The 23,392-nt window shown below is 70.9% G+C and carries 23 protein-coding genes; 11 read left to right on the forward strand and 12 right to left on the reverse strand.

Going from position 1 to position 23,392, the window contains the following annotated elements; all coding sequences use genetic code 11:
* Positions 1 to 7: 7 nt before the first annotated feature.
* The 3 genes from C6C15_RS15470 to C6C15_RS15480 all read right to left on the reverse strand — a co-directional run bounded on the left by C6C15_RS15470 (position 8) and on the right by C6C15_RS15480 (position 4,069).
* A complete protein-coding gene (locus C6C15_RS15470; RefSeq protein WP_105950547.1) occupies positions 8 to 1,687 on the reverse strand; it encodes an ABC-F family ATP-binding cassette domain-containing protein in 1,680 nt (559 codons plus the stop codon).
* A 278-nt stretch (positions 1,688 to 1,965) separates the two neighbouring features.
* Positions 1,966 to 2,682, reverse strand: a complete 717-nt coding sequence (locus C6C15_RS15475) for a hypothetical protein (RefSeq protein ID WP_158698574.1) — start codon at positions 2,680 to 2,682, stop codon at positions 1,966 to 1,968.
* 1 nt (position 2,683) lies between these two features.
* On the reverse strand, positions 2,684 to 4,069 hold the full coding sequence (locus C6C15_RS15480; RefSeq protein WP_060921520.1) for a glycine--tRNA ligase: 1,386 nt from the start codon (positions 4,067 to 4,069) through the stop codon (positions 2,684 to 2,686).
* Positions 4,070 to 4,185: 116 nt separating this feature from the next.
* On the opposite strand from C6C15_RS15480, the gene C6C15_RS15485 reads away from it, so the two are divergent.
* Positions 4,186 to 5,655: a peptide MFS transporter gene (locus tag C6C15_RS15485; protein WP_105950549.1), complete on the forward strand. Its 1,470-nt coding sequence runs from the start codon at positions 4,186 to 4,188 to the stop codon at positions 5,653 to 5,655.
* A gap of 12 nt (positions 5,656 to 5,667) precedes the next feature.
* On the opposite strand, the gene C6C15_RS15490 is transcribed toward C6C15_RS15485, so the two are convergent.
* Both C6C15_RS15490 and C6C15_RS15495 read right to left on the reverse strand, forming a co-directional pair.
* Positions 5,668 to 6,357 (reverse strand): GNAT family N-acetyltransferase, encoded by a 690-nt coding sequence (locus C6C15_RS15490; RefSeq protein WP_105950550.1) that lies wholly within the window; start codon positions 6,355 to 6,357, stop codon positions 5,668 to 5,670.
* A 47-nt stretch (positions 6,358 to 6,404) separates the two neighbouring features.
* Positions 6,405 to 7,025 (reverse strand): hypothetical protein, encoded by a 621-nt coding sequence (locus C6C15_RS15495; protein ID WP_060921517.1) that lies wholly within the window; start codon positions 7,023 to 7,025, stop codon positions 6,405 to 6,407.
* A 56-nt stretch (positions 7,026 to 7,081) separates the two neighbouring features.
* Between C6C15_RS15495 and C6C15_RS15500 the strand changes: the two genes are divergently transcribed.
* Positions 7,082 to 8,521 (forward strand): MFS transporter, encoded by a 1,440-nt coding sequence (locus C6C15_RS15500; RefSeq protein WP_105950551.1) that lies wholly within the window; start codon positions 7,082 to 7,084, stop codon positions 8,519 to 8,521.
* Positions 8,522 to 8,607: 86 nt separating this feature from the next.
* Here C6C15_RS15500 and C6C15_RS15505 read toward each other — a convergent pair whose 3' ends face one another.
* From C6C15_RS15505 to C6C15_RS15520, 4 genes are all read right to left on the reverse strand, one after another.
* Positions 8,608 to 9,006 (reverse strand): hypothetical protein, encoded by a 399-nt coding sequence (locus C6C15_RS15505; RefSeq protein WP_105950552.1) that lies wholly within the window; start codon positions 9,004 to 9,006, stop codon positions 8,608 to 8,610.
* 296 nt (positions 9,007 to 9,302) lie between these two features.
* On the reverse strand, positions 9,303 to 10,268 hold the full coding sequence (locus C6C15_RS15510) for a serine hydrolase (RefSeq protein WP_060921515.1): 966 nt from the start codon (positions 10,266 to 10,268) through the stop codon (positions 9,303 to 9,305).
* A gap of 111 nt (positions 10,269 to 10,379) precedes the next feature.
* Positions 10,380 to 12,365, reverse strand: coding sequence for a M13 family metallopeptidase (locus C6C15_RS15515; protein WP_105950553.1), 1,986 nt, complete (start codon positions 12,363 to 12,365; stop codon positions 10,380 to 10,382).
* Between the two features lie 45 nt (positions 12,366 to 12,410).
* Positions 12,411 to 12,956 (reverse strand): J-domain-containing protein, encoded by a 546-nt coding sequence (locus C6C15_RS15520; protein ID WP_105950554.1) that lies wholly within the window; start codon positions 12,954 to 12,956, stop codon positions 12,411 to 12,413.
* Between the two features lie 94 nt (positions 12,957 to 13,050).
* On the opposite strand from C6C15_RS15520, the gene C6C15_RS15525 reads away from it, so the two are divergent.
* Positions 13,051 to 14,373 (forward strand): MATE family efflux transporter, encoded by a 1,323-nt coding sequence (locus C6C15_RS15525; RefSeq protein WP_105950555.1) that lies wholly within the window; start codon positions 13,051 to 13,053, stop codon positions 14,371 to 14,373.
* A gap of 119 nt (positions 14,374 to 14,492) precedes the next feature.
* Positions 14,493 to 14,852 carry a hypothetical protein gene (locus C6C15_RS15530; RefSeq protein WP_158698575.1) on the forward strand — a complete coding sequence of 120 codons (360 nt, stop codon included), beginning with the start codon at positions 14,493 to 14,495 and terminating at the stop codon, positions 14,850 to 14,852.
* Positions 14,853 to 14,879: 27 nt separating this feature from the next.
* On the opposite strand, the gene C6C15_RS15535 is transcribed toward C6C15_RS15530, so the two are convergent.
* Entirely contained in the window at positions 14,880 to 15,545 is a 666-nt protein-coding gene (locus C6C15_RS15535) for a TrmH family RNA methyltransferase (protein WP_105950557.1), read from the reverse strand.
* A gap of 101 nt (positions 15,546 to 15,646) precedes the next feature.
* Between C6C15_RS15535 and C6C15_RS15540 the strand changes: the two genes are divergently transcribed.
* Together C6C15_RS15540 and C6C15_RS15545 are read left to right on the forward strand one after the other, a co-directional pair.
* Complete coding sequence (locus tag C6C15_RS15540; RefSeq protein ID WP_231919666.1) at positions 15,647 to 16,930, forward strand: Nramp family divalent metal transporter; 1,284 nt, start codon at positions 15,647 to 15,649, stop codon at positions 16,928 to 16,930.
* Positions 16,931 to 16,950: 20 nt separating this feature from the next.
* Complete coding sequence (locus C6C15_RS15545; protein WP_060921509.1) at positions 16,951 to 17,250, forward strand: hypothetical protein; 300 nt, start codon at positions 16,951 to 16,953, stop codon at positions 17,248 to 17,250.
* 1 nt (position 17,251) lies between these two features.
* Here C6C15_RS15545 and C6C15_RS15550 read toward each other — a convergent pair whose 3' ends face one another.
* Both C6C15_RS15550 and C6C15_RS15555 read right to left on the reverse strand, forming a co-directional pair.
* Complete coding sequence (locus C6C15_RS15550; protein ID WP_060921508.1) at positions 17,252 to 18,697, reverse strand: Na+/H+ antiporter NhaC family protein; 1,446 nt, start codon at positions 18,695 to 18,697, stop codon at positions 17,252 to 17,254.
* A gap of 52 nt (positions 18,698 to 18,749) precedes the next feature.
* Complete coding sequence (locus C6C15_RS15555; RefSeq protein ID WP_060921507.1) at positions 18,750 to 20,363, reverse strand: amidohydrolase; 1,614 nt, start codon at positions 20,361 to 20,363, stop codon at positions 18,750 to 18,752.
* Positions 20,364 to 20,433: 70 nt separating this feature from the next.
* Here C6C15_RS15555 and C6C15_RS15560 point away from each other — a divergent pair, with 70 nt between their 5' ends.
* The 5 genes from C6C15_RS15560 (at position 20,434) to C6C15_RS17255 (ending at position 23,382) form a co-directional block, all read left to right on the forward strand.
* Positions 20,434 to 21,102: a TetR/AcrR family transcriptional regulator gene (locus C6C15_RS15560; RefSeq protein WP_105950558.1), complete on the forward strand. Its 669-nt coding sequence runs from the start codon at positions 20,434 to 20,436 to the stop codon at positions 21,100 to 21,102.
* 9 nt (positions 21,103 to 21,111) lie between these two features.
* Complete coding sequence (locus C6C15_RS15565; protein ID WP_105950559.1) at positions 21,112 to 21,744, forward strand: metal-dependent transcriptional regulator; 633 nt, start codon at positions 21,112 to 21,114, stop codon at positions 21,742 to 21,744.
* 96 nt (positions 21,745 to 21,840) lie between these two features.
* Positions 21,841 to 22,650, forward strand: coding sequence for an HAD-IIA family hydrolase (locus tag C6C15_RS15570; RefSeq protein WP_025104898.1), 810 nt, complete (start codon positions 21,841 to 21,843; stop codon positions 22,648 to 22,650).
* A 1-nt stretch (position 22,651) separates the two neighbouring features.
* Complete coding sequence (locus tag C6C15_RS15575) at positions 22,652 to 23,221, forward strand: YdeI/OmpD-associated family protein (RefSeq protein ID WP_105950560.1); 570 nt, start codon at positions 22,652 to 22,654, stop codon at positions 23,219 to 23,221.
* The gene (locus C6C15_RS17255; protein WP_186326370.1) at positions 23,218 to 23,382 is read left to right on the forward strand and encodes a hypothetical protein; all 165 of its coding nucleotides are present in this window, start codon (positions 23,218 to 23,220) and stop codon (positions 23,380 to 23,382) included. Before C6C15_RS15575 ends, C6C15_RS17255 begins: the two co-directional genes overlap by 4 nt.
* The last annotated feature ends 10 nt before the right edge of the window (positions 23,383 to 23,392 follow it).

Consider the following 23,392-nt stretch of genomic DNA (forward strand, 5'->3'; position numbering starts at 1 on the left):
CGGGGTCTCAGGCGGTGGCCACCCCCTCTTCAACCTGCACGCGCCGTGCGTCCGCCGCGTGACGACGCCACCGCCGGTCGTGCGTCACCGTGACGACGGCGGCAGGATGGTCGACGAGGGCGCCCTCGAGCTGCTCCACGAGCTCGGGATCGAGGTGGTTCGTCGGCTCATCGAGCAGCAGCAGATCGAACGGCGACGCCAGGGCCACCGCGAGATCCAGCCGCCGACGCTGCCCGACGGAAAGAGCCCGCACGTCGCGCTCCACCTCCGACCCGCGGAAGAGTCCATGAGCCAGGAGAGCATCCTGTGCGTCCACCGGCGGCGTCCCGGTCCGAGCCGCGAACACCTCGACGGCGGAACCCCGCAGGCGCGCGTCGACCTCCTGCCTGAGGAACGCGATCCGCAGCCCGTCCCCGCGGACGAGCGTCCCGGATGCGGGGAGGAGCTCGCCGGCGAGGAGGCGGAGGAGTGTCGTCTTCCCGGCTCCGTTCGGCCCGGTCATGAGCCACCGCGAACCGGCCTCGATCGTCCACTGCGACACGTCGAGCCGTCGTCCCGGTGCGCGGAGGGAGACGGCATCGAGGGTCAGGAGCGGGTCGTCGAGCGGTGCCCGATCCTCTGCCGCGACCACGAACCGCAGCGGCTCGGGCGGCGCCGGGCATGGGTTCTCCCGCAGCCGCGACAACCTCTCCTTCGCCATGCGGATGCGTCCGACGGCACCGTGGTCGCGGCTCCGCGCCCGGAACGCGCCATGACCGAAACCGTCGAGTTCGAGCTTGCGCGGGATCGACTGCAGCCGGAACGTGTTGGCGGCGAGCAGGGCCTCGGTGCGGGCGACCTCGGCCTTCCACTCCTCGTGGCGCGCAGCCGCCGCTCGGCGTTCCGCCTCGCGCGCCCGCAGGAAGCCGGCGTAGCCATCGCCGTAGCGCCGGATCCGTCCGTCCTCCACCTGCACGACAGCCGTCGCGAAACGGTCCAGGAAGTCACGGTCGTGCGTCACGACCACCAGCGCTCCCCGGTGCGCCGCGAGACGCTCCTCGAGCCAGGTCAGCGCCCGGTCGTCGAGGTCGTTCGTGGGCTCGTCGAGGAGCAGCAGCTCGGCTCCGGAAGAGAGGGCGACCGCGAGAGCGAGCCGCGCCCGCTCTCCGCCCGACAGCGCGGCCACCGGTCGCGCGCGGTCCAGCCCGCCCAGCCCGAGCTGTTCGAGGGCGGTGTCGATGCGATGGTCGACCTCGTATCCGCCGCGGGACTCGAAACGGTCCTGCAACAGGGCCACGGCGGTCATCTGCTGCGCACGCTCGGAAGGGGTCACGGCGGCGAGGAGGTCGTAGGCATGGCCGAGTTCGCGCTCCAGCGCGCGGAGGTCGCCGAGGAGCTCGTCGATGGCGTCGGCCACCGTCGCTCCCTCCGCGAACACCGGATTCTGCCGGGCGTGCGCGATCCCGCCGGGAAGGTCGATCCGGACCTCCCCGGACGTCGGCGCGAGAGAACCTGCGAGCAGATCGAGCAGCGTCGACTTCCCCGCGCCGTTGTCGCCGATGACGGCGAGGCGGTCGGTGGGGGCGACGACGAGGTCGATCCGGTCCAGGACGAGTCGGTCGGCGAAGCGGACGGAGGCGGCCTGCAGCGCGCACTCGCGATGAGCGCGGGCCGAGGACTCGGAAGGGGTCGAGAGTACAGGGAACATGAGGGGTCCTCTCCAGCGGCGCGCGCGCACCGCCGGGATCTGCGTCGATGACGCGGGGAACAGGAACCTCGACCGCACCCGGAGTCGGGCGCGTTCGCTCAGGACCCACCGCGGAGAGGATCTCTCGACGCGGCGTCCCGATCTAGCGAATCAGAGTACCCACGAGGAGCGACCATAGCAGGGTCGCTCAGCGCCCGCCAGACCCCGTTTTCTCGCCGAGACCCCGACGTGTGCCCGCATGCAACCCGGGGTCTCGGCGAGGACCCGGGGTCTCAGCGTCAATGGCGGGGGCGGGAGGAGAGGCGGGGGAGGGCGAAGAGGAGGATGATCGCGAGGACGATGCCGCGGACGATCCAGAGGCCGGGCTCCCAGATCACCTCGTAGTTCCCGGGGAGGCCGAGGAACGCGGCGATGATGGAGCCCCACGACGCGCGACCGCTGCTGTCGGTGTCGATCGAGAGTCCGCCCACGATGCTCAGCACGCCCAGGCTCAGCAGCACGATCGGCATGATGAGGGCGCCGGGCTTCGCCTCCCCGCGCGCGATCAAGCGGATCACGGTCATGATCGAGACGAGGGGGAACACGAAGAAGAACCAGACGAGGGCCCCGAGCAGCAGCCCCACGACGATGAAGACCGGCACCCAGAGGAGCATCCAGGGGCCTTCGTCGGCGATGAAGTAGTCGGGGTCGCGGAGGATCGCGACGACGAAGCCCGCCAGGGTGCCCAGCGGCAGCACCGCGAGAACCCACCAGAACACGGCGTTCGGCACGCGTTTCCGGTCCCCCAGCCGCGTCATCACGATCTGGATGATGACCGCCGCCGCGAGCGCCGGGATGCCGAACATCGCGATGATGGGCCCGGCGCCGTCGTTCTCCCGCAGGTCGAGCACCGTGAGGATCATCCATGACACGGCGAGCGCCCCGAGCACGATGGCCGCGACCGGACGCACGGGCGAGGCTTCTCCCCGTGCGCCGGCTCCCCCCGGTGCCGTCATGTCAGGCGCCGCGGAGGCGCTCCGTCAGGTAGGCGTGCAGCTCGTCGATCGGGACGCGCTCCTGCGCCATGGTGTCGCGGTCGCGCACGGTCACGGCACGGTCGTCGAGCGAGTCGAAGTCGACCGTGACGCAGAACGGCGTGCCGATCTCGTCCTGGCGGCGGTAGCGGCGGCCGATCGCACCGGCGTCGTCGAAGTCGACGGCCCACGAGCCGCGGAGCGTGTCGGCGACCTCGCGGGCGAGCGGCGACAGGTTCTCGTTGCGCGACAGCGGGAGCACCGCCGCCTTGACCGGAGCCAGGCGCGGGTCGAGCTTGAGCACGGTGCGGGTGTCGGTGCCGCCCTTGGCGTTGGGCACCTGCTCCTCGACGTACGCGTCGACGAGGAAGGCCATCATCGCGCGGGTGAGGCCGAAGGACGGCTCGATCACGTACGGCGTATAGCGCTCGCCCGTGGCCTGGTCGAAGTAGGTCAGGCTCTGGCCGGAGGCCTCGCTGTGGCTGGAGAGGTCGTAGTCGGTGCGGTTGGCGACGCCCATGAGCTCGCCCCACTCCTTGCCTGCGAAGCCGAAGCGGTATTCGACGTCGATGGTGCCGGCCGAGTAGTGCGCGCGGTCCTCCTCCGGCACGTCGAACTGGCGCATGTTCTCCGGGTCGATGCCGAGGTCGATGAACCAGTTCCAGCACGCCTCGACCCAGTGGTCGAACCACTGCGGCGCCTCGGCGGGCGGCGTGAAGAACTCGATCTCCATCTGCTCGAACTCGCGGGTGCGGAAGATGAAGTTGCCGGGGGTGATCTCGTTCCGGAACGCCTTGCCGACCTGGCCGATGCCGAACGGCGGCTTCTTGCGGCTCGCGGTGAGCACGTTCGAGAAGTTCACGAAGATGCCCTGCGCGGTCTCGGGGCGCAGATAGTAGAGGCCGGACTCGTCATCGACGACGCCGAGGTACGTCTTCACCAGACCGGAGAAGGCCTTCGGCTCGGTGTACTGCCCCTTGGTGCCGCAGTTCGGGCAGGGGATGTCGGCGAGACCGTTCTCGGCCTTGCGGCCCTTGCGCGCCTCGAAGTCCTCGATGAGGTTGTCGGCACGGAAGCGCTTGTGGCACTGCAGGCACTCGACGAGCGGGTCGGTGAAGGTCGCGACGTGACCCGAGGCCTCCCACACGCGCTTCGGCAGGATGATGCTGGAGTCGAGGCCGACCATGTCGCCGCGGCCGCGCACGAAGGTCTGCCACCACTGCCGCCGGATGTTCTCCTTCAGCTCGGTGCCGAGGGGTCCGTAGTCCCAGGCCGACCGGGAACCGCCGTAGATCTCACCCGCCTGGAAGACGAAACCGCGGTGGCGGGCGAGGGCGATGACCTTGTCGAGGCGGGACTGTTCGGCCACGGTGGCTCCAATGGTCGGATGCGGAGAATGCCCGTGAGCACGGGCACCCCCATTCTATCCGGGGCCTGAGCGCAACCCCTGGCCGCGGGACCCGCGGGAGGAGTACCGTCCCACGCATGAGCACCACCGCGCAGCCGCCCGCCTCCCGGGACGAGGACACCCGCTTCTTCGGACAGCCGTGGTCGCTCGTGCACATCTTCGGCGTGGAGATGTGGGAGCGCTTCAGCTTCTACGGCATGCAGGGCATCCTGCTCATCTACCTGTACTTCTCGGTGGCCGATGGCGGCCTCGGCCTCCCGGAAGCGGTGGCGGGCGGGATCGTCGGCGCGTACGGCGGCTCGGTGTACCTGTCCACGATCCTCGGGGCCTGGCTCGCCGATCGACTGTTCGGCTCCGAGCGGGTGCTGTTCGTCAGCGCCATCGTCATCGTCTCGGGCCACCTCGCCCTCGCACTCCTGCCGGGGTTCGTCGGCGTCGGGGTCGGACTCGTGCTCGTGGCCCTGGGCTCGGGCGGTCTGAAGGCCAACGCCACGTCGGTCGTGGGGACGCTGTACCGTCCCGACGACGAACGACGCGACGCCGGGTTCTCGCTGTTCTACCTCGGCATCAACCTCGGCGCCTTCCTCGGTCCGATCCTCACCGGACTGCTCCAGTCGACCCTGGGCTTCCACTGGGGGTTCGGCCTCGCCGCCCTCGGCATGACGCTGGGTCTCGTGCAGTACTCGTTCGGCCGCCGCGGCCTGCCCGCCTCCGCGCGCGAGGTGCCGAACCCGCTCCCCCGCGCGCGCTACCCGCTCGTCGCCGGCATCGCGGTCGGTGCGGTCGTCGTGATCGCGGTGCTCGTGCTGACCGGAGTCATCCAGGCCGACAACCTCGCCACCATCGTGATCGCGGTCACCGTGGTCGCCGCGGTCGCCTACTTCGCGGTGATCCTCGGCAGCCGCCGCATCGATGCCACCGAGCGCTCGCGGGTCTGGGGGTTCCTGCCGCTGTTCCTCACGAGCGTCGCGTTCTGGTCGCTGTACCAGCAGCAGTTCACGGTGCTGACGATCTACTCCGACAAGCGACTCGACCGCGACCTGTTCGGGTGGGAGATGCCGGTGTCGTGGGTGCAGTCCATCAACCCGGTGTTCATCATCATCCTGTCCGGGGTGTTCGCGGCGATCTGGACCAAGCTGGGGAAGCGCCAGCCGTCGACCCCCGTCAAGTTCGGACTGGCCGCCATCATCATGGGCTCCGCGTTCCTGCTGTTCCTGCCGTTCTCCGGCGGCGGTGCGAACTCGACGCCGCTGCTCGCGATCGTCGGCATCCTCTTCGTGTTCACGGTCGCCGAGCTGCTGCTCTCGCCCGTGGGGCTGTCGGTGACGACGAAGCTCGCCCCGGCCGTGTTCCACACGCAGATGGTCGCGCTGTTCTTCCTGTCGATCGCCCTCGGCACCGCCATCTCGGGCGAGCTCGTGAAGTTCTACGATCCGGAGAACGAGGTGCCGTACTTCTCGATCCTCGGCGGCATCGCGATCCTCGTCGGCATCGGCCTACTGCTGAGCGTGAAGCCCGTGCTGCGGCTCATGCGGGGCGTGCGGTGACGGCCCCGGCGATCACGCGGTGAAGAGGTAGCCCCGGCCGGTCTCGAAGCCCGCGATGTGGAGGCCGCTGCCGAGCAGGCCCTCCATCTGCGCGCGCAGCCGCAGCCGCCACTCGTGCGCGGCCGCGGGGTCGGACTCCCTCATGCCCTCGATGTCGTCTGGGATCTCCAGCGTCTCCACGACGGCGTCCTTCGCCGGCGGCTTGGCGATGTCCGCGAGGGCCCACTCGACGTCGAGGCGGTCGCTCTCGTCGCCCGCGTCGCCGCCGCCGAAGATGCCGTACCGGTTCACCGAGTAGCCCGTGGCGCGCGCGCCGAGGACGGTGAGGAAGAAGTGCGCGTTGCGGGCGACCAGCGGGTCGAAGGTCCAGGTGATGCGCCCGACGTCGCGGGAGAACGCCCACTGCCGCTGGTGCTCCTTGAGCTCCCGGCCCCATCCGCGCCCCCGGTACTCGGGCAGCAGAGCCGTGATGTGCGAGTGCATGGCGCGGCGGGCCGGTTCGCCGAAGAAGGCGATCGAGGCGCCGACCATGCGCTCCTCGTCGCCTTCGTCGTCGAAGAAGCCGACGACGTAGTTGCCCGACTGCTGCAGGGCACGGAGGGTCCCGGCGTCCACCACGCGCTGCGGGCCCCGGATGGAGTCGAGCAGGCTCTGGGCGTCGAGGATCAGTTCAACGGTGTCGAGATCGCGGATGGTTCGCACGATCCCAGTCTGCCCCTCCTCCGCCCGTTCGCGGAAACCGACCCGGCTCAGCGGTACGGGAACGCCTCGCCCCCGCCCGCGGCGAGCGCCTCCGCGACGATGCGGAGGTGGTCCTCGGCCATCTCCGCCGGCAGCGGCGGCAGGATCCCGTCCCAGAACGCGAGCACCGCGCCGCGGCCCTGCATCATCCCGGCCGGTCGGGCGAGCGCCCACATGTGCATGTGCGCGGAGCCGTCGTTCCAGCGCCCGAAGTGACAGCGGGCGACGCCGGGGATGCTCTTGACCGCCTCGGACACGCGCTGCATCAGCGGCCCGAGCGCGGCGAGCACGTCCTGCGGCGCGTTCTCCAGGAGCCAGTGTTCGCGCGGTGCGACGCCGCCGATGAAGGGCAGACCGCCGACGTCCCACCCGGCACGCACCTGCCAGAGGTCGTCGTGCCAGATGGTGTGCACGCTCGGACCGCAGTGACCGCACGCGGCCGGGTCGTGCTCGCCGGCGCGGGGCTTCTCCGGCACGAGCATCGGCTCCAGCGGTCGCATCGTGACGCTCTCGAACGCCCACGGCAGACCCTCCGCGAGCGCCGAGGCGTCGAGCACCTCGCCGATCGGGAGCCGGCGGTGGTACGCGGAGTCGGCGGGGTGCTGCGCGGGCGCGATGTCGTCGGTCATCCGGCCATGCAACCACATCGGCCCCTCCCCTCCGGGATCGCCGATAGCCTGAGCCGGTGGGTGCGAACGACGACAGAGCCAGGAAACGCCTCTCCCGTACCCCTCCGCGGTGGGCGATCATCGCGGTGCTCGCGTTCGCGGGTCTGTGCTCCTCGTTCATGTTCACGCTCGTCGTGCCGCTGCAGGCCGAGCTTCCGCAGCTGCTGAACTCCTCCCGTGAGGACACCACCTGGGTGGTGACGATCACCCTGCTCGTGGCCGCCGTCGCGACCCCGATCTCCGGCCGTCTCGGCGACATGTACGGCAAGCGCCGCGTCGTCATCGTGCTCCTCGCGATCCTCATCGCGGGCTCGATCATCGCCGCGCTCTCCGGATCCATCGTCGGCGTCATCATCGGCCGTGCCCTCCAGGGGGCCGTGACCGGCGTCGTGCCCCTCGGAATCGCGATCATGCGCGACGTGCTGCCACCCGAACGCCTCGGCACCGCGGTGGCCCTGATGAGCGCCACCATGGGCGTCGGCGGGGCGATCGGCATGCCCGTCGCCGCGCTGCTCGCCGAGAACGCCGACTGGCACATGCTGTTCTGGCTCGCCGCCGCCCTCGGAGTCCTCGGGCTGCTCCTGGTGCTCGCCGTGGTGCCGGAGGACGTGCTCCGCTCCCCCGGTCGGCTCGACGTGCTCGGGGCCATCGGACTCGCGATCGGCCTCACCGGTCTGCTGCTGTTCGTGTCGCGCGGCGCCGAGTGGGGCTGGACGGCGCCGCTCACGCTCGTCTGCGTGATCGGCGGCGTCGCGGTGCTGCTGCTGTGGGGCTGGTACCAGCTGCGCACGGACGATCCGCTGCTCGACCTGCGCGTCGCCGCCCGGCCCGCCGTCCTCTTCACCAACATCGCCGCCATCGGCATGGGCTTCGCCCTGTTCGCCTCGAACGTCACGTTCCCGCAGATGCTGGAGATGCCGGCAGTGGGCGGCGCCGGATTCGGGCTCGACATGGTGGCGGCCTCCCTCGTGATCATGCCGGCGGGTCTGGTCATGATGGTGATCTCGCCCCTGTCCGGGTGGCTTGAGCGCACCGTGGGGCCGCGGCCGCTCTTCACCGTCGGGGCCATCGCGATCGTCCTCGCCTACGTCTTCGTGCTGCTGTGGTCGACCGAGGTGTGGCACATCTTCGTCGCCAACATCTTCATCGGCGTCGGCATCGGGTTCACCTTCGCCGCGATGCCCATGATCATCATGCGCTCCGTGCCCGCGAACGAGACCGGGGCGTCGAACGGCCTCAACGCGCTGTTCCGCTCCGTGGGCACCTCCACGGCCTCGGCCGTGATGGGCGGGGTACTCGCGGCGATGAGCGTGGACGTCGGCGGCGTGGCCGTGCCGACGCGGGCCGCGTTCGAGGTCTGCTTCTGGCTCGCGATCGCCGCTGGCATCCTGGCCGTGGTCCTGTCCCTGTTCATCCCGCGACGACGCGCCGAGGAGCCGCACCCCTCGCTGCGCTGACCCGTTCGGCGGTCGTGGATTCGCATCGAGGTCGCAGGGATGCAGAACGTGCGACCTGCAGCGGATCTGCGACCTGCGGCGGAGGGTCAGCGGGAGATCGTGCGCGGATCCGGGTCGTCGGCACGCGGTGGCCGCAGCCGGGCGGGAAGCGGCCACGGCAGGGTGAACCGCGCGGTCGCGGGTCGGGTCATGTCCCCGAAGTCGTCGACCTTCACGACGATGCGCCCCGGCGTGCCCTCTTCGTCCGGCGTGACTTCGAGGATGCGCACCCGAAGCGGGCGGTCACCCTCCCCCTCGAGCATCCACGGATCGGCGAGCCAGGCGATGCCGTGCTCCTCCAGCGCGGCCTCCGCGTCGAGCCACTCGCCGGGGCCGAAGACCCTGCGCCCGAGGACATCGACGGCGATCCAGTCCTCGCCCTCCGGACGGATCCAGCCGAGCAGCTCGCCGTCGTCGCGGCGGTGCGGGGTCCAGGCATGAGGCATGCCCCGATGCTAGCCCGCGCGTCGCACGATCAGGCTCTCGCGCGACATCAGGCTCTCGCGCGACATCAGGCTCTCGCGCGACATCAGGCGAGCGCGCGACAGCAGGCTCTCGCGCGACATCAGGCAGTTGCGCCCCCGAAAGCCTGATGCGACGCGAATGTCTGCGTTCGCGCGCGGGATCCAGGGGACGTGGAAACAGGGGAACAAGCGAGGTCAGGCGAGCGCGGGACATCAGGCTCGTTGTCGCTCTGGAAGCCTGATCTCGCGCGGATGCCTGTTCGCGCGGGGTCAGGGGGTCAGTGCGTGTACTCCATGAGTTCGACGCCGAGCACGCGGAAGGCGTCGTGCGCGCGGAGACGGTGGCTGATCGACAGGTCGTCGAAGCACACGATCATCGAGTAGGCGACCCCGGCGCGCGGCCCCGCGAGCACCCCCGCCTCGGCGCGCACTCCCCGGTCGCGCCCGGTCTTGTTCACGAACAGCAGGCCGTGCGCGTCGTGCTCGTGTGCGAAGGGGTCGAGCCCGGTCGAGGCGGCCACGAGGCTGAGGTCCTGATTGAGGCTGAGCCACTCCGAGACCTGGGCGCTAACGGCGGCATCCACGACCTGAGAGTTCACGAGCGCGGAGAACAGCCCGGCGAGCTCGCGTGCCGACCCCACCGCGACCTGCGGGGCGTCGTCCGGACCGCGGCGGTCGCGGAACCGGTCGAGCAGGGCGGTGCGTCGCAGACCCAAGCCCTCGATGCGCTCCCGCACCCGGTCGTGCCCCACCTTCTCCAGCAGGATGTTCACGGCGATCGGATCGCCGGCGGTCGCGGCCAGCACGGCGAGGTCTTCCAGCGGCAGCGCCGGGGCCCGCAGGTGCCGCCACAGCCCGGAGCTCTCCACGGCCTCGACGCTCGTGCGCTCCACGATCTCGAGAGGGTCGAGGGCACCGGACTCGAACGCCGCCGCCACCTCGATGAGCAGCGGGACCACACCGAGGCCGGCGACGGGCATGGTGACGTGGTCGTCTCCCGCCAGCACGTGCACATGGGAGTCGAGGTCGACCACGTGCACGGACACCTGCGCCCCGGAGTTCGCGAGGCCTTCGAGAGCCTTCAGCGTCGACGTGAACGACCGCCGGCCGACGGCCACGCGGCGGGGCAGCCGACGGGCTCCCGGCCGCTGCGAACGCCGACCGCGGGACGACTCAGGCGCACTCCCGGACGCTCCGGGAGCCGAGGGGTTCCGGAACGCGTCACCAGGGTCGGTCGCACCCACGCGTGGTCCTTCAGGAGGGGGAGGGATACTGCGCATCCGGGAAGGGCGCCCCGGCGGCAGGGATATCGTAACCCCACCGCCGGGGCACACCTCACAGAGTCCGGAGGTTCGTCACCAGATGGTCACCCGTGACGACTCCGGCAGCCACAGGGCGTCGTTCTCGGTGACCCCGAGGGCCTCGTAGAACGCGTCGATGTTGCGGACGATCTGGTTGCACCGGAACTCGTTCGGCGAATGCGGATCGATCGTCAGCAGACGCAGGGTCTCGGCCTCGCGGCTCTTCTGCTGCCAGACCTGCGCCCAGGACAGGAGCAGCCGCTGCACCCCGGTGTAGCCGTCGATGACCGGCCCTTCGACGCGCTCCGGCACCGACGGATCGGCCCGCAGCGACAGCTCGTACGCCTTCAGCGCGATCCCGAGGCCGCCCAGATCGCCGATGTTCTCTCCGATCGTGAGGGCGCCGTTCACGTGATGCTCGGCGTCCAGCCCCTCCGGCACGAGGGCGTCGTACTGCGCGATGAGCGCCTTCGTGCGCTCCTCGAAGGCCGCGCGATCCGCGTCGGTCCACCAGTCCTGCAGGCGCCCCTCGCCGTCGTATCGGCTGCCCTGGTCGTCGAAGCCGTGGCCGATCTCGTGCCCGATGACCGCGCCGATCCCGCCGTAGTTCGCCGCCGCGTCCCGCCCGGCGTCGAAGAACGGGTACTGGAGGATGGCCGCGGGGAAGACGATCTCGTTCATCGAGGGGTTGTAGTACGCGTTCACCATCTGCGGCGGCATGTGCCACTCGGTGCGGTCGATCGGCTTCCCGACCTTGTCGATGTTGCGGTCGTGCTCGAAGATCGCCGCGCGGCGCACGTTGCCGAGGAGATCGGTCCGGTCGATCACGAGGGCCGAGTAGTCGCGCCACACCTCGGGGTGCCCGATCTTCGGGGTGAACGCGTCCAGCTTCGCCAGCGCCCGCTGCCGGGTCTCCGCGGTCATCCACTCCAGGGTCTCGATGCTCTGCCGATAGGCCTCGACGAGGTTTGCGACGAGCTCGTCCATGGCCGCCTTCGCCGTCGGCGGGTAGTGCCGCTCGACGTAGACCTTGCCGATCGCCTCGCCCAGCGCCCCCTCGGTGACGGAGACGCCGCGCTTCCAGCGCTCGCGGAGCGTCGGGACGCCGGTGAGCTGGGTGCCGTAGAACGAGAAGTTCTCCTGCACGAGCTCGTCGGTGAGGTAGGGCGCCGCCGCGTGCACGACCTTCGCACGCAGCCAGGCCTTCCAGTCGTCCAGCCGCTCCGGCGTGAGCAGAGCGCCCAGCCCCTCGAAGAAGCTCGGCTGCGCGACGACGACCTCGTCGAACGCCTGCGGGTTCGTCGGCGTCACGGCTTCGCGCCACGGAGTGAGGTCGACGCCCGCGAGTTCCTGCAGCTCGTCCCACGTCTTGAGGTTGTAGGTCGCCACCGCGTCACGGCTGCGCACGTTGTCCCAGTGGTGTCCGGCGAGCTCGGTCTCCAGCGCGATGGAGCGTTCGGCCTGCGCCGCGGCATCGGTCACGCCGGCGAGGGCGAGCAGGCGCTCCAGGTGCTCCCGGTACGCCGCGCGGGTCTCCGCGAAGGTGTCGAGTCGGAAGTAGCTCTCGTCCGGCAGCGAGAGCCCGGCCTGCACGAGCACCGGGAGGTAGCGCTCCGGGTTCCCGGGGTCGCCGTCGACGTAGAGGCCGATCACCGCCGCCCGGCCCTCCCGGTCGTAGGTGCCCACGGTGCGCAGGAAGGCCGGGATGCCGTCGATCGCGTCGATCTCGGCGAACGTCTCGGCCAGCGGGGTCACGCCGGCGGCGGCGATGCGGTCGGTGTCCATGAAGCTCGCGAAGAGGTCGCCGATCTTGCGGGCGAGGGTGCCCTCCTCCGCCTCCTGCGACTCCTCGACGATCGCGCGGACGTCCTTCTCGGCCTGCTCGGCCAGCAGATGGAAGGAGCCCCAGCGCGCCTTGTCCCCGGGGATCTCGGTGCGAGCGATCCAGGCGCCATTCACGTGGCGATAGAGGTCGTCCTGCGGGCGGATGTCGGGGCTGAGGTCGTCGAGCGCGAGGCCCGCGGGAAGCACGTCGGTCATGCGCTCCAGCCTATGGCCGGGGTCCCCCACGGTGTCCAGAAGACCTCAGTCCCGGCGTCGGCGTCCGAAGCGTCGGCGCCGGGGTGACGTCTCGGGCACCGGTGTCCGCGCGGCCCGGCGCTCCGCCCATGCGGCGACCTCGGCGTCGACGTCGCGCAGCGGTGTCACGACGGGAGGTCCACCCTGGAGCTGGCGCCGGGCCTCGCGCACGCGGCGGTTGAAGTCCTCGAGCACCTCGCGGACGTCGGATTCCCTGCCGAGGAGGTCGAGCTGGGCGTCGAGCTCCCGGTCCTCGGTGCGCAGCAGGATCGCGGGAGGGCCGAGCCCGGTCAGTCCCTCCGTCTCGATCTTCCGACGGATCCACCAGTCCGGGTCGTGGTGGTCGCCGAGCCCTTCGAGCGGCTTCCCGGCTCCCGGCAGATCGTCGAAGTCGCCGCGACGGATGGCGACCTGGATGGCGGATTCGACGAAGGCGGCTCTATCGACCGCCGCGGCCGCGGACGGGGTGCCGGTTTCGCTGTCGTCTTCAGCACTGCCGCCCTGCTGCTGCCGCGCTCGATAGCGCGCGGCCGCCTCCCGGGGATCCGTCATGGTGCGCCTCCGTCCGCTGGGAGCTCCTCCCTCACCCTACGTCCGGTCGAGGCCGGCGGTCTCGGGGGTCGGCGTCAGGTCATAGGCTCGGAGGATGGCCGCCCGCACCTCCCTGAACCGCGAGATCCTGCGCCTGGCGGTCCCCGCCCTCGGTGCGCTCATCGCGGAGCCGGCCTTCCTCATCGTCGACGCCGCCCTCGTCGGCCATCTCGGCACCGTCCCCCTCGCCGGGCTCGGTATCGCCGGAGCCGTGCTGCAGACGATCGTCGGCCTCATGGTGTTCCTCGCGTACTCCACGACTCCCGCGGTCGCGCGTCGGTTCGGGGCCGGGCGTCCGGGGGAGGCGGTCTCGGTCGGGATCAACGGCATGTGGCTCGCACTCGGCCTGGGTGCCGTGCTCGCCGTCGTCGGCGCCGTCTCGTCCCCCTGGCTCGTCTCCCTGTTCGGCGCGAGCGCGGAGGTCGCGGCACAGGCGAACGAGTACCTCGTGATCTCGATGTGGGGGCTCCCGGCGATGCTCATCGTGTTCGCGGCCACCGGGCTGCTGCGCGGGATGCAGGACACCATGACCCCGCTGTGGATCGCGGGGCTCGGCTTCGCGGCGAACGCTCTGCTGAACTGGCTCTTCATCTACGGCCTCGGCTGGGGCATCGCCGGCTCCGCGGCAGGTACGGTGACGGCGCAATGGGGCATGGTCGCGGCGTACGCGCTCGTCGTCCGGCGGCTGGCGACCCGGCACAGCGCCTCGTTGCGCGCCCAGCGGGAGGGCCTGCGCCACACCGCGACGTCGGGCGGCTGGCTGTTCCTCCGCACCGTGAGCCTGCGCGTCGCCCTGCTCGCCACCGTGGCCGTGGCGACCGGGATCGGCACGGAGGAGCTCGCCGGGTGGCAGATCGTGTTCACCATCTTCTCGGCGGCGGCCTTCGCCCTCGACGCGCTCGCGATCGCCGCGCAGGCGCTGATCGGCAAGGAGCTGGGTGCCGGTGACGAGGAGCAGGTGCGCCGAGTGCTGGCACGGACGGTCGCGTGGGGAGCGTGGTTCGGCGTCGTGGTCGGCGCCGTCATCGCCGCCCTCTCCGGGGTGCTCGGCATCGTCTTCACCGGCGATCAGGGCGTGGCAGAGGTGGTGCAGCCGGCCCTGATCGTGCTCGCGGTGGCGCAGCCGATCGCGGGCGTGGTGTTCGTGCTGGACGGAGTGCTCATGGGAGCGAACGACGCCCGGTACCTGGCGATCGCGGGCGGTCTGAACCTCGTGCCGTTCCTGCCCGCCCTGGCGATCATCGCCGCGACGGGGGTCGACGGCACCGCCGGCCTCGTGTGGCTCGCCGTCGCGTTCTTCGGGGTGTACCTGCTCGCACGGCTGGCGACGCTGGGGTGGCGTGTGCGCTCCGGGCGATGGCTCGCCGCGCCGGCGTAGCTCCTCCACAGGCGACCCGAAGAACGACTCATCCCCCGCCGCCGGGCACAGCGGAATACAGCGCCCCGCCACTCTGTCGCTCCGGTCCAGCATGGAGTGACACTGAAGGGATGCTGGGGATGAACGACGCACAGGTATGGACGACGATCGGGGTTCTCGCCTCGGGCATGTACGCCACGATCACGCTCATGGCGACGATGTTCGTGAGGATCATCAAGACGGAGATCGGCACGGTCCGCACGGAGATCGGCGGGATCCACACCGAGATCGGTGGGATCAAGGGCGAGATCGGCGGGATCAAGGGCGAGATCGGCGGGATCAAGGGCGAGATCGTCGGGATCAAGGGCGAGATCGTCGGCGTGAAAGCCGAGATCGGGGATCTCCGGAAGGAGGTGCACGGTCTGAGCCGGCGCATGGACGGCCTCGACCGCGACGTCAGCGCGATCTCGCGGCACCTCTTCGGCATCGATCCGGCCTGACGGAGCAGGTACGACCGCTCCTCGTGCTCACTCCGCGTGGCGACGACACCACTCGTACATGATGACGGCGGCGGCGGCACTCGCATTGATCGAGCGGGTCGAGCCGTATTGCGTGATCTCGATGTGACCCGAAGCGGCGGTCAGCGCCTCCGGCGACAGCCCGGGTCCTTCCTGCCCGAACAGGAGCACGCACGAGCGCGGCAGGTCGGCACGGTCCACCGGCACGGCCCCGTCGACGTTGTCGATCGCGATGACGGGCAGCCCCTCCGCGGCCGCCCAGGCGGCGAAGGCCGCGATGTCCTCGTGGTGCACGACGTGCTGGTAGCGGTCGGTGACCATGGCGCCGCGCTTGTTCCAGCGACGGCGGCCGATGATGTGCACCGTGTCGGCGAGGAACGCGTTGGCGCTGCGCACGATGGAACCGATGTTCATGTCGTGCTGCCAGTTCTCGATCGCGACGTGGAACGGATGACGCCGCGTATCGAGATCAGCGACGATCGCCTCCATGCGCCAGTAGCGATAGCGGTCGATGACGTTCCGCGTGTCGCCGTGCGCGAGGAGCTCGGGATCGTACTGCTCTCCCTCAGGCCAGGCCGACGGCCCTCCGGGCCAGGGGCCGACGCCGTATCCGGGCTGCGCCGAGGACCCCCCGGGGGCGGTCGGTTCCGTGCTCTCGGGGCGCTGCGCATCCATCCCGCCAGGCTATCGCCGCCTCCGCCTGGTCGCGGTCGGCGGAGGGGCCGCGCAACACCCGCGGATATTTAGGCAGACCGAAAATACGCTACGGTTTCGGTGTGCCTAAAAATTCCGACGCCGTACTGATCCCCGCCCGCACCGCCTCGCCGCGCCTGCTGTGGCTGCTGGGACCGGCACTGGTGGCAGGTGTGGCCTACCTCGACCCGGGCAACGTCGCCAGCAACATGACCGCGGGGGCGCAGTACGGCTATCTGCTCGTGTGGGTGGTCGTCGCCGGCAATGTGATGGCCTGGCTGATCCAGTACCTGTCCGCGAAGCTCGGCGTCGTCACCGGGCAGAGCCTCCCGGAGGTGCTGGGCCAGCGGCTGCGCCGCCCCTGGACCCGCCGCGCCTACTGGCTGCAGGCGGAGCTGGTCGCGATGGCGACGGACCTCGCCGAGGTCATCGGCGGTGCCGTCGCGCTGAACCTGCTCTTCGGCGTACCGCTGCTGTGGGGCGGCCTCATCACCGGGGCCGTGTCCATGGTTTTGCTCGCCGTGCAGAATCGTCGCGGCGCTCGGCCGTTCGAGTTCGTGATCATCGGCCTCATGTTCGTGATCACGATCGGCTTCATGGCTGGCCTGTTCCTCGCGCCACCTGACCCGGCCGGGGTCGTGAGCGGCCTCGTGCCGCGCTTCGAGGACACGGGGTCCGTGCTGCTCGCCGCCTCGATCCTCGGCGCGACGATCATGCCGCACGCGATCTACGCGCACTCCTCCCTGGCCCGCGACCGGTTCGGTGCGACGAGTGCCGAGACGACCGAGGAGGCGGCCCGGATCGAGACCTCGCGGATCCGCCGCCTGCTCACGGCGACGCGCTGGGATGTGACGATCGCTATGGTCATCGCGGGCTCCGTGAACCTCGGCATCCTCCTGCTCGCGGCGGCGAACCTCGCGGGCGTCGCGGGGACCGACTCGCTGGAGGGCGCACACGCCGCCCTCGCCGCGGGTCTCGGCCCGGTCGTGGCGACCTTCTTCGCCGTGGGACTGCTCGCCTCGGGTCTCGCCTCGACCTCCGTCGGCGCGTACGCGGGCGCCGAGATCATGCACGGCCTCCTGCACGTGCGCATCCCCCTGCTGGCCCGCCGCCTCGTGACGCTCATCCCCGCGCTGGTGATCCTCGGCATCGGGGTGGACCCCACGCTCGCCCTCGTCCTCAGCCAGGTCGTGCTGTCTTTCGGCATCCCGTTCGCGCTGATCCCGCTCGTCGCCCTCACGGCGCAGCGCCGCACGCTCGGCGTCTGGGTCAACCGGGCGTGGACGACAGCCGCCGGCATCGTGGCCTCGGTGCTCCTCATCGCCCTGAACGGCGCCCTGCTCTGGCTGGTGCTGACGGGGGCATGACGCCGGATAGGCTCGACATCATGTCTGCCGCCTCCGCCCGTCGCACCGTCCGCCTCCTCACCTGGAGCGGCTTCGCGACCGGCGTCATCGGCGGTCTGCTCATCGCGTTCCCGAAGGTCATCGGCCCCGCCAGCCCGTGGGTGCAGCTCGCGCTCGGCGTCGCCACCTTGATCTTCGCGTTCCGCGCCCGCAAGGTCGGCATCGCCGAGGTGGAGGGCTTCGACGGGCGCCTCTCGCTCGCCGCCGCCCTCCTGGGGTTCCTCGTGCTCTTCTTCGCGGGGCAGGCGACCGTGATCCTGCTCGGCTCCGCGGGCGCCTGACTCAGGCCGCGAGGAAGCCCGTCACGAGGTAGAGCACGAGCGAGACCCCGGCGGCGATCCCCGCGTAGGGGAGGATGGCCAGCATGAGGTTGATCGGCTTGATGCCGATGGACCGCGACGCGAGGATGATGCCGTCGCCGTAGAGGCAGGTCGTGCTGCCGAGCGCCGCCCCGGAGAACACCGCCGCGCCCGCCAGGATCGGGTCGGCGCCGAGGGCCAGCGCGAGCGGCAGCACCACGGGGGTGATGACCGCGGCGAGGTCCCAGAACGAACCGGTCGCGTAGGCGTACACGCCGCAGACGGCGAATACGATGGCGGGCAGCAGGGCCGGGGTGAGCACCGGCTCCGTGACCTGGATGACGAACTCGGCGAGCTGCAGGGTGATGTTCATCTCCTGCACCATGAACGCCAGCACGGTAAGCACCATCACGAAGAGCATGCTCTCGACGCCCTCCAGCGCCGCGTCCAGCACGCCCCGCACGGAGAGACGGCGCTGCACGAGGACGAGAACGATCGTGACGGCGAGCGCGGCCGCGGTGCCGGCGACGACGTTGGCGTCCGTGGCGATGGTGACGCCCACGAGCACCGCCATCGCGACGAGGAACGACCACGGCTGCGGCTTGCGTCCCGCCTCCGTCGAGGTCTCCAGCGCCACGGCGACCCGCTGCGCCGTCGAACCGTCGGGGTCGTCCTCGCGCAGCTCGGAGAGCAGGGCCGCTCCCTCCGCGCGGCGTTCCGCGTCGGTCGTTCCGAGGGGGAAGACGTCGCCGTCGCGCTCCGCCCGCAGGGCGTCCTTCTTCAGCGGACCGAAGCGCGGCAGCCAGCCGATGCTCATCAGCAGGGCGACCGCGATCGCCGTCCACCCGAAGAAGATGAACGGGATCGACTGCAGGTAGGCGCCGAAGCCGCTGCCTCCGACGGTCACGCCCTGGGCCTCGAAGAGTCCGGAGAAGAACAGCGCCCAGGTCGAGACCGGGACGAGCACCGCGATCGGCGCGGCGGTCATCTTCATGATCGCGCCGAGCTGCGTACGAGGGACGCGGTACCGGTCGGTCACCTGCTTCATCGAGGTGCCGGTGGTGAGCACGTTGAGGTAGTCGTCCACGAACAGGACCACCGAGAGCAGGAACGTCAGCAGTGTCGACTTCCGGCGGGAAGTCACGAACCGCTCCACCCAGCGGGCGAAGTCGGTCACGATGCCCGACTTCTCGAACAGCATCATGAGGATGCCGAACAGCGCCACGATGAGCAGCAGCCACTGGGCGGTCTCGTTGGACAGCGCTGTTCCCGTGTATTCGACCCAGACGTCGAAGCCGCCCCAGCCGCCCAGGATCAGGGCGCCGGCGACGGTGCCGCAGAGCAGGGCGAAGAGGGTGCGCCGGGTGGCGACGGCGATCACGAGGATCACCGCGATGGGCAGGAGCGCGAGGGCGCCGAATTCGGGCATGGGGTTCACCTCGGTGTGAAGAAGGAAGGGGGTATGAGGGGTCGAGCGGGGGTCAGGGCTCGACGCCGCCGACGACCGTCCGCTGTACGGGCAGGTCGGGGAGGTCGTCCGGGGCGACGTGCAGCGGGTTCTCCGCCCACACGGCGTAGTCGGCGCGGAACCCGGGGGCGATCCGGCCGAGGTCGGTGTCGCCCTGAGCACGCGCGGCACCCACGGTGTAGCCGTGCAGCGCCTGGTAGGGGGTGAGCACCTGGTGGGGCTCGAAGACGGGGGCGTCGCGGTCGCCGGGACGACGGCGCAGCTGGGCCCAGGCGAGGCCGATGCGGGCGTCGTTCTGGGCGATGGGCCAGTCCGATCCCAGGGCGACCGGGGCTCCGGCCTCCCAGTAGTCGCGCACGCGCCAGGCACGGGCGGCACGGGCCGGTCCGAGACGCCGCGACCAGTCGTCCGAGCCGTCGGCCTTGCGCCACTGCAGGTGGAGCGGCTGCATCGAGGCGGTGATCCCCGCGGCCGCGAGGCGCGCGACGTCACGATCGGTCGTGGTCTCCAGGTGCTCGATCCGGTGGGGTGCGCCACCGGCACTGCGGACCCCGGCGGCGAGGTACGCATCGATGACCTCCCCCACCGCTCGGTCGCCGATGGCGTGCGTCGCGACCTGGAAGCCGGCCTCGGCATAGCGGCGCACGGTGCGGGCGTAGGCGGCGGCGTCTTTCCAGAACGGCGCGGTCCCCTCCCCCGCCGTGTCGGGCTCGTACAGCCAGGCGGTTCCCGTCTCCACCACGCCGTCGGCATAGAGCTTGACGACCCCGCCCCGCCAGCGCTCTCCCCGGCGGTCGCGCATCCGGAGGTTCTCGGCCGTGCGGGCGGTGTCGAACCCGGGCTCGTGGTCGATGGCGGAGACGATGCGGATCGGTAGACCCGGCCCCTGCTCCATGGCGTCCAGCAGGTCCAGGGTCGCGAAGCCGCCGTCCATGATCGTGCCGCCGGTGAGGCCGGAGGACCGGAGCCCCTGCAGCAGTTCGTGGCCGGCGGCGAGCGTCTGCGCACGGTCCAGGGCGGGGGCGGCGAGGCGCACGGGCTCGTAGGCGCCGAGTTCGCGCAGCTCGCCGGTCGGGATCCCCTCGGCGTCGACCACGACGAGGGAGGAGTCGTCCGTCTCGCGCGGCCCGGTGATGCCGCCGCGCCGCAGCCCCTCGCGGCTGGCCAGCGCGGTGTGTCCGTCGAACACGATGAGGAGCGCAGGGAGGCCGCGCACCGCGTCCTCGATGGCGTCGGCGGTCATGGGGACCTCGTGGAAGACGTCGTAGTCGAGATTCCACCCGCGCACCCACGGCTCGGCGTCCTCGTCGAGCGCCCGGTCCGCCTCGGCGCGCAGGGCGGCGCGCAACGCCGCGGCGGTGGTGATGCCCCCGAGGTCGATTCCCGCGGTGAGCTCGAGGCCCTGCAGCGGGTGCAGGTGCGCGTCGATGAGCCCGGGGGTGACGGCGGCACCGCCGAGGTCGTGCACGACGGTTCCGGTCCCGCGCAGCTCGCGGACGAGGTCGTCGCCGCCGACCGCGAGGAAGCGACCGTCGCGGACGGCGAAGGCCGTCGCCTCCGGGCGGCGGGGGTCCATGGTCACGACGCGCGCGCCGGTGACGATAGTGTCGGCGTCGAAACCCGTCATGACGTTCTTCCTCGAGCGAATTGAAAGAGTTTCAATAAACTAGCAGACACGGAACCCGAATCGAGCCCCGATGACGAAGACCCCCCGCAGCGTGGGCCGCCCCTCCGGCCGGGTGCTCACCGAGGAGCGGATCCTCGATGCCGCCTTCCGACTCAGCGCGGAACGCACCCCGCAGCGCTTCACCATGACCGCGCTCGCGGAATCCCTCGGGGTGCGCACCTCGGCGCTCTATCACCACTTCGAGAACCGCGACGCCGTGATCCGGGCCATGCGCGGCCGCGTGAGCCGCTCCCTCGCCACCCCGGTGCCCCGCGAACGGCCGCTGGAGGACGCCCTGCTCGCCTGGGCGCACAGCTATCGCGACGCGGCCGTCGCCGCCCCGCAGGCCATGGTCATGCTCGCGAGCTCCCCCATCGATGCCGACGAGGGCTCGTTCGCGGACTACGAGCAGATCGCGGTGCTGCTCTCCGACGACGGCTGGCCCCGCGAGACGATCGTCGATGCCATCGTCGCGCTGGAGTCGTTCATCATCGGCTCCGCGCTGGACGCGCTCGCTCCGGCGGACAACATGGCGCCGAAGGAGCTCGCCCCCGCCTACCCCACCTTCGCCGCGGCGGAGAGTGCGAGGGCCGAGCTCAGCGACGACCCCGCCCGACGGACGTTCGAGATCGGCGTGCGCGCCCTCATCCACGGCCTCACGGCCTGGGCGCGCAGGGGCGGAGACCGGCCCGCGCCGTAGAGTGGTGGGGTGGCATCCCCGGCAGCTGACGACTATCTGAAGACCGTCTACGCGCACACCGAGTGGCAGGATGCGCCGATCACCCCCTCGGCCCTGGCGGCCAAGCTCGGCATCGCCCCGTCGTCGGTCACGGAGATGGTGAAGAAGCTCGCTGCGGCGGGACTCGTGTCGCACGTGCCGTACGGAGCGGTCCGGCTGACGGACGCGGGGACCACCCGGGCCCTCGCGATGGTCCGCCGCCACCGCCTCATCGAGACCTGGCTCGTGCAGGAGTTCGGGTACGGATGGGATGAGGTGCACGACGAGGCCGAGGTGCTGGAGCACACCATCAGCGACCGGCTGCTCGAGGGCATCGACGAGCGCCTGGGGCGGCCGCGCTTTGACCCGCACGGAGACGCCATCCCGGATGCCGAGGGCCGCATCGAACGGGAGCCCTTCGTGCTGCTCGCCGATGCCCCGGACGGACACACCGGCCGCGTGCTCCGCGTCGACGACCGCGACCCGGAGCTGCTGCGGACCCTCGACGCCCACGGGGTCGTCGTGGGGACGACCGTGACGGTGACCCCGTCCGGCATCACCCTCGACGGCACCGAGCCGCCGCTGCCCCCCGCCGCCCGCGACGTGGTGTGGCTGTCGGCCTGACCCCCGGCTTCGAATCGCGCACTTTGCGGCACATCGGCCGGGGATGGGGCCAATCCGGCGATTCGAAAGGAAAGGTGAGGCCTCTAGGCTGAGCACATGGCACACCGTGACGACATCGAATGCTGGCTCACCGACATGGACGGCGTGCTCGTCCATGAGAACGACGCCATCCCCGGGGCCTCCGAACTCCTCGCCGGATGGGAGCGCAACGAGATCCCGTACCTCGTGCTCACGAACAATTCGATCTTCACCGCCCGCGACCTCTCGGCCCGCCTCCGTGCGAGCGGCCTGATCGTGCCGGAGGAGCGCATCTGGACCTCCGCGCTCGCGACCGCCGACTTCCTCGCGCAGCAGCTCCCCGGCGGCTCCGCGTTCGTCATCGGCGAGGCCGGCATCCTCACCGCTCTGCACGAGGCCGGCTTCATCATGACCGAGACGAACCCCGACTTCGTCGTCGTCGGCGAGACCCGCAACTACTCGTTCGAGGCCATCACGAAGGCCATCCGCCACATCATCAACGGCTCGCGCTTCATCGTGACCAACCCGGACGCCACCGGCCCGAGCGCCGACGGGGTGCTGCCGGCCACGGGAGCGATCGCCGCCCTCATCACCAAGGCCACCGGCAAGGAGCCCTACGTCGTCGGCAAGCCCAATCCGATGATGTTCCGTTCGGCCCTGAACAAGATCGGCGCGCACTCGAAGAAGACCGGCATGATCGGCGACCGGATGGACACGGACATCGTCGCCGGCATCGAGGCGGGTCTGCACACGGTGCTCGTACTCACAGGCATCAGCGACCAGCGGATCATCGAGCAGTACCCCTTCCGCCCGGACGAGATCGTCGACTCGGTCGCCGACCTGCTGCCGACCATCACCGACTCGATCCCCACCCTCGACGAGGACTGACGTGGGCGCCCTCGACGACGGCGAGCGGGTCACGGCGGCGGACGCCGCGGCCTGGCGCGCCTGGCTCGAGGCGAACCACGAACGCACGGCCGGAGTGTGGCTGCTGAGCGTGCGCGGGCGATCCGCCACCGGCGTCGGCTACGAGGACGCCGTCCGGCAGGCGCTGTGCTTCGGGTGGATCGACGGCCCGGTGCGCACGTTCGACGACGAGACCGGTGGCCAGTGGTTCTCCCCTCGACGCCCGGGGAGCGGCTGGGCGGCGACGAACAAGGCCCGCATCGCGGAGCTGGAGGCCGCGGGGCTCCTCGCTCCGGCCGGCATCCGCGCGCTGGAGACCGCGAAGGCGAACGGCTCCTGGACGCTCCTCGACGGCCCCGAGGCCGGCATCGAGCCGCCGGAGCTCACCGCCGCTCTCGACGCGGTGCCGGCGGCGAGGGCGAGCTGGGATGCGTTCCCGAAGTCGGTGAAGAAGTTCGGCCTCACACACATCGCGATGGCCAAGCGGCCGGAGACGAAGGCCGCGCGCATCGCGAAGATCGTGGCGGATGCCGCGGAGGGGAAGCGCCCATGAGCCAGAGCGACCTGCTGTTCCTCGTCCTGTTCCTCATCATGCTCACGTCGCTAGTCGTGTTCGTGGTGCAGTTCGTGCGCTCCCGCCGCCGCGGCGGCGAGGATGACGGCCGCGCCGGCTGGTGGGAAGGCCCCTGGGACGACGACGACCGCCGACGCTGAGCCGACGGCC

The sequence above is a fragment of the Microbacterium sp. str. 'China' genome, assembly GCF_002993305.1.
Taxonomy (GTDB): Bacteria; Actinomycetota; Actinomycetes; order Actinomycetales; family Microbacteriaceae; genus Microbacterium; species Microbacterium paraoxydans.

Bases quoted from the DNA above. Each gene is read 5' to 3' on its own strand.
- C6C15_RS15470 (WP_105950547.1), bottom strand. From the start codon at position 1,687: ATGTTCCCTGTACTCTCGACCCCTTCCGAGTCCTCGGCCCGCGCTCAT.
- C6C15_RS15475 (WP_158698574.1), bottom strand. From the start codon at position 2,682: ATGACGGCACCGGGGGGAGCCGGCGCACGGGGAGAAGCCTCGCCCGTG.
- C6C15_RS15485 (WP_105950549.1), top strand. From the start codon at position 4,186: ATGAGCACCACCGCGCAGCCGCCCGCCTCCCGGGACGAGGACACCCGC.
- C6C15_RS15495 (WP_060921517.1), bottom strand. From the start codon at position 7,025: ATGACCGACGACATCGCGCCCGCGCAGCACCCCGCCGACTCCGCGTAC.
- C6C15_RS15505 (WP_105950552.1), bottom strand. From the start codon at position 9,006: ATGCCTCATGCCTGGACCCCGCACCGCCGCGACGACGGCGAGCTGCTC.
- C6C15_RS15515 (WP_105950553.1), bottom strand. From the start codon at position 12,365: ATGACCGACGTGCTTCCCGCGGGCCTCGCGCTCGACGACCTCAGCCCC.
- C6C15_RS15520 (WP_105950554.1), bottom strand. From the start codon at position 12,956: ATGACGGATCCCCGGGAGGCGGCCGCGCGCTATCGAGCGCGGCAGCAG.
- C6C15_RS15525 (WP_105950555.1), top strand. From the start codon at position 13,051: ATGGCCGCCCGCACCTCCCTGAACCGCGAGATCCTGCGCCTGGCGGTC.
- C6C15_RS15530 (WP_158698575.1), top strand. From the start codon at position 14,493: ATGAACGACGCACAGGTATGGACGACGATCGGGGTTCTCGCCTCGGGC.
- C6C15_RS15535 (WP_105950557.1), bottom strand. From the start codon at position 15,545: ATGGATGCGCAGCGCCCCGAGAGCACGGAACCGACCGCCCCCGGGGGG.
- C6C15_RS15545 (WP_060921509.1), top strand. From the start codon at position 16,951: ATGTCTGCCGCCTCCGCCCGTCGCACCGTCCGCCTCCTCACCTGGAGC.
- C6C15_RS15550 (WP_060921508.1), bottom strand. From the start codon at position 18,697: ATGCCCGAATTCGGCGCCCTCGCGCTCCTGCCCATCGCGGTGATCCTC.
- C6C15_RS15555 (WP_060921507.1), bottom strand. From the start codon at position 20,363: ATGACGGGTTTCGACGCCGACACTATCGTCACCGGCGCGCGCGTCGTG.
- C6C15_RS15560 (WP_105950558.1), top strand. From the start codon at position 20,434: ATGACGAAGACCCCCCGCAGCGTGGGCCGCCCCTCCGGCCGGGTGCTC.
- C6C15_RS15570 (WP_025104898.1), top strand. From the start codon at position 21,841: ATGGCACACCGTGACGACATCGAATGCTGGCTCACCGACATGGACGGC.
- C6C15_RS17255 (WP_186326370.1), top strand. From the start codon at position 23,218: ATGAGCCAGAGCGACCTGCTGTTCCTCGTCCTGTTCCTCATCATGCTC.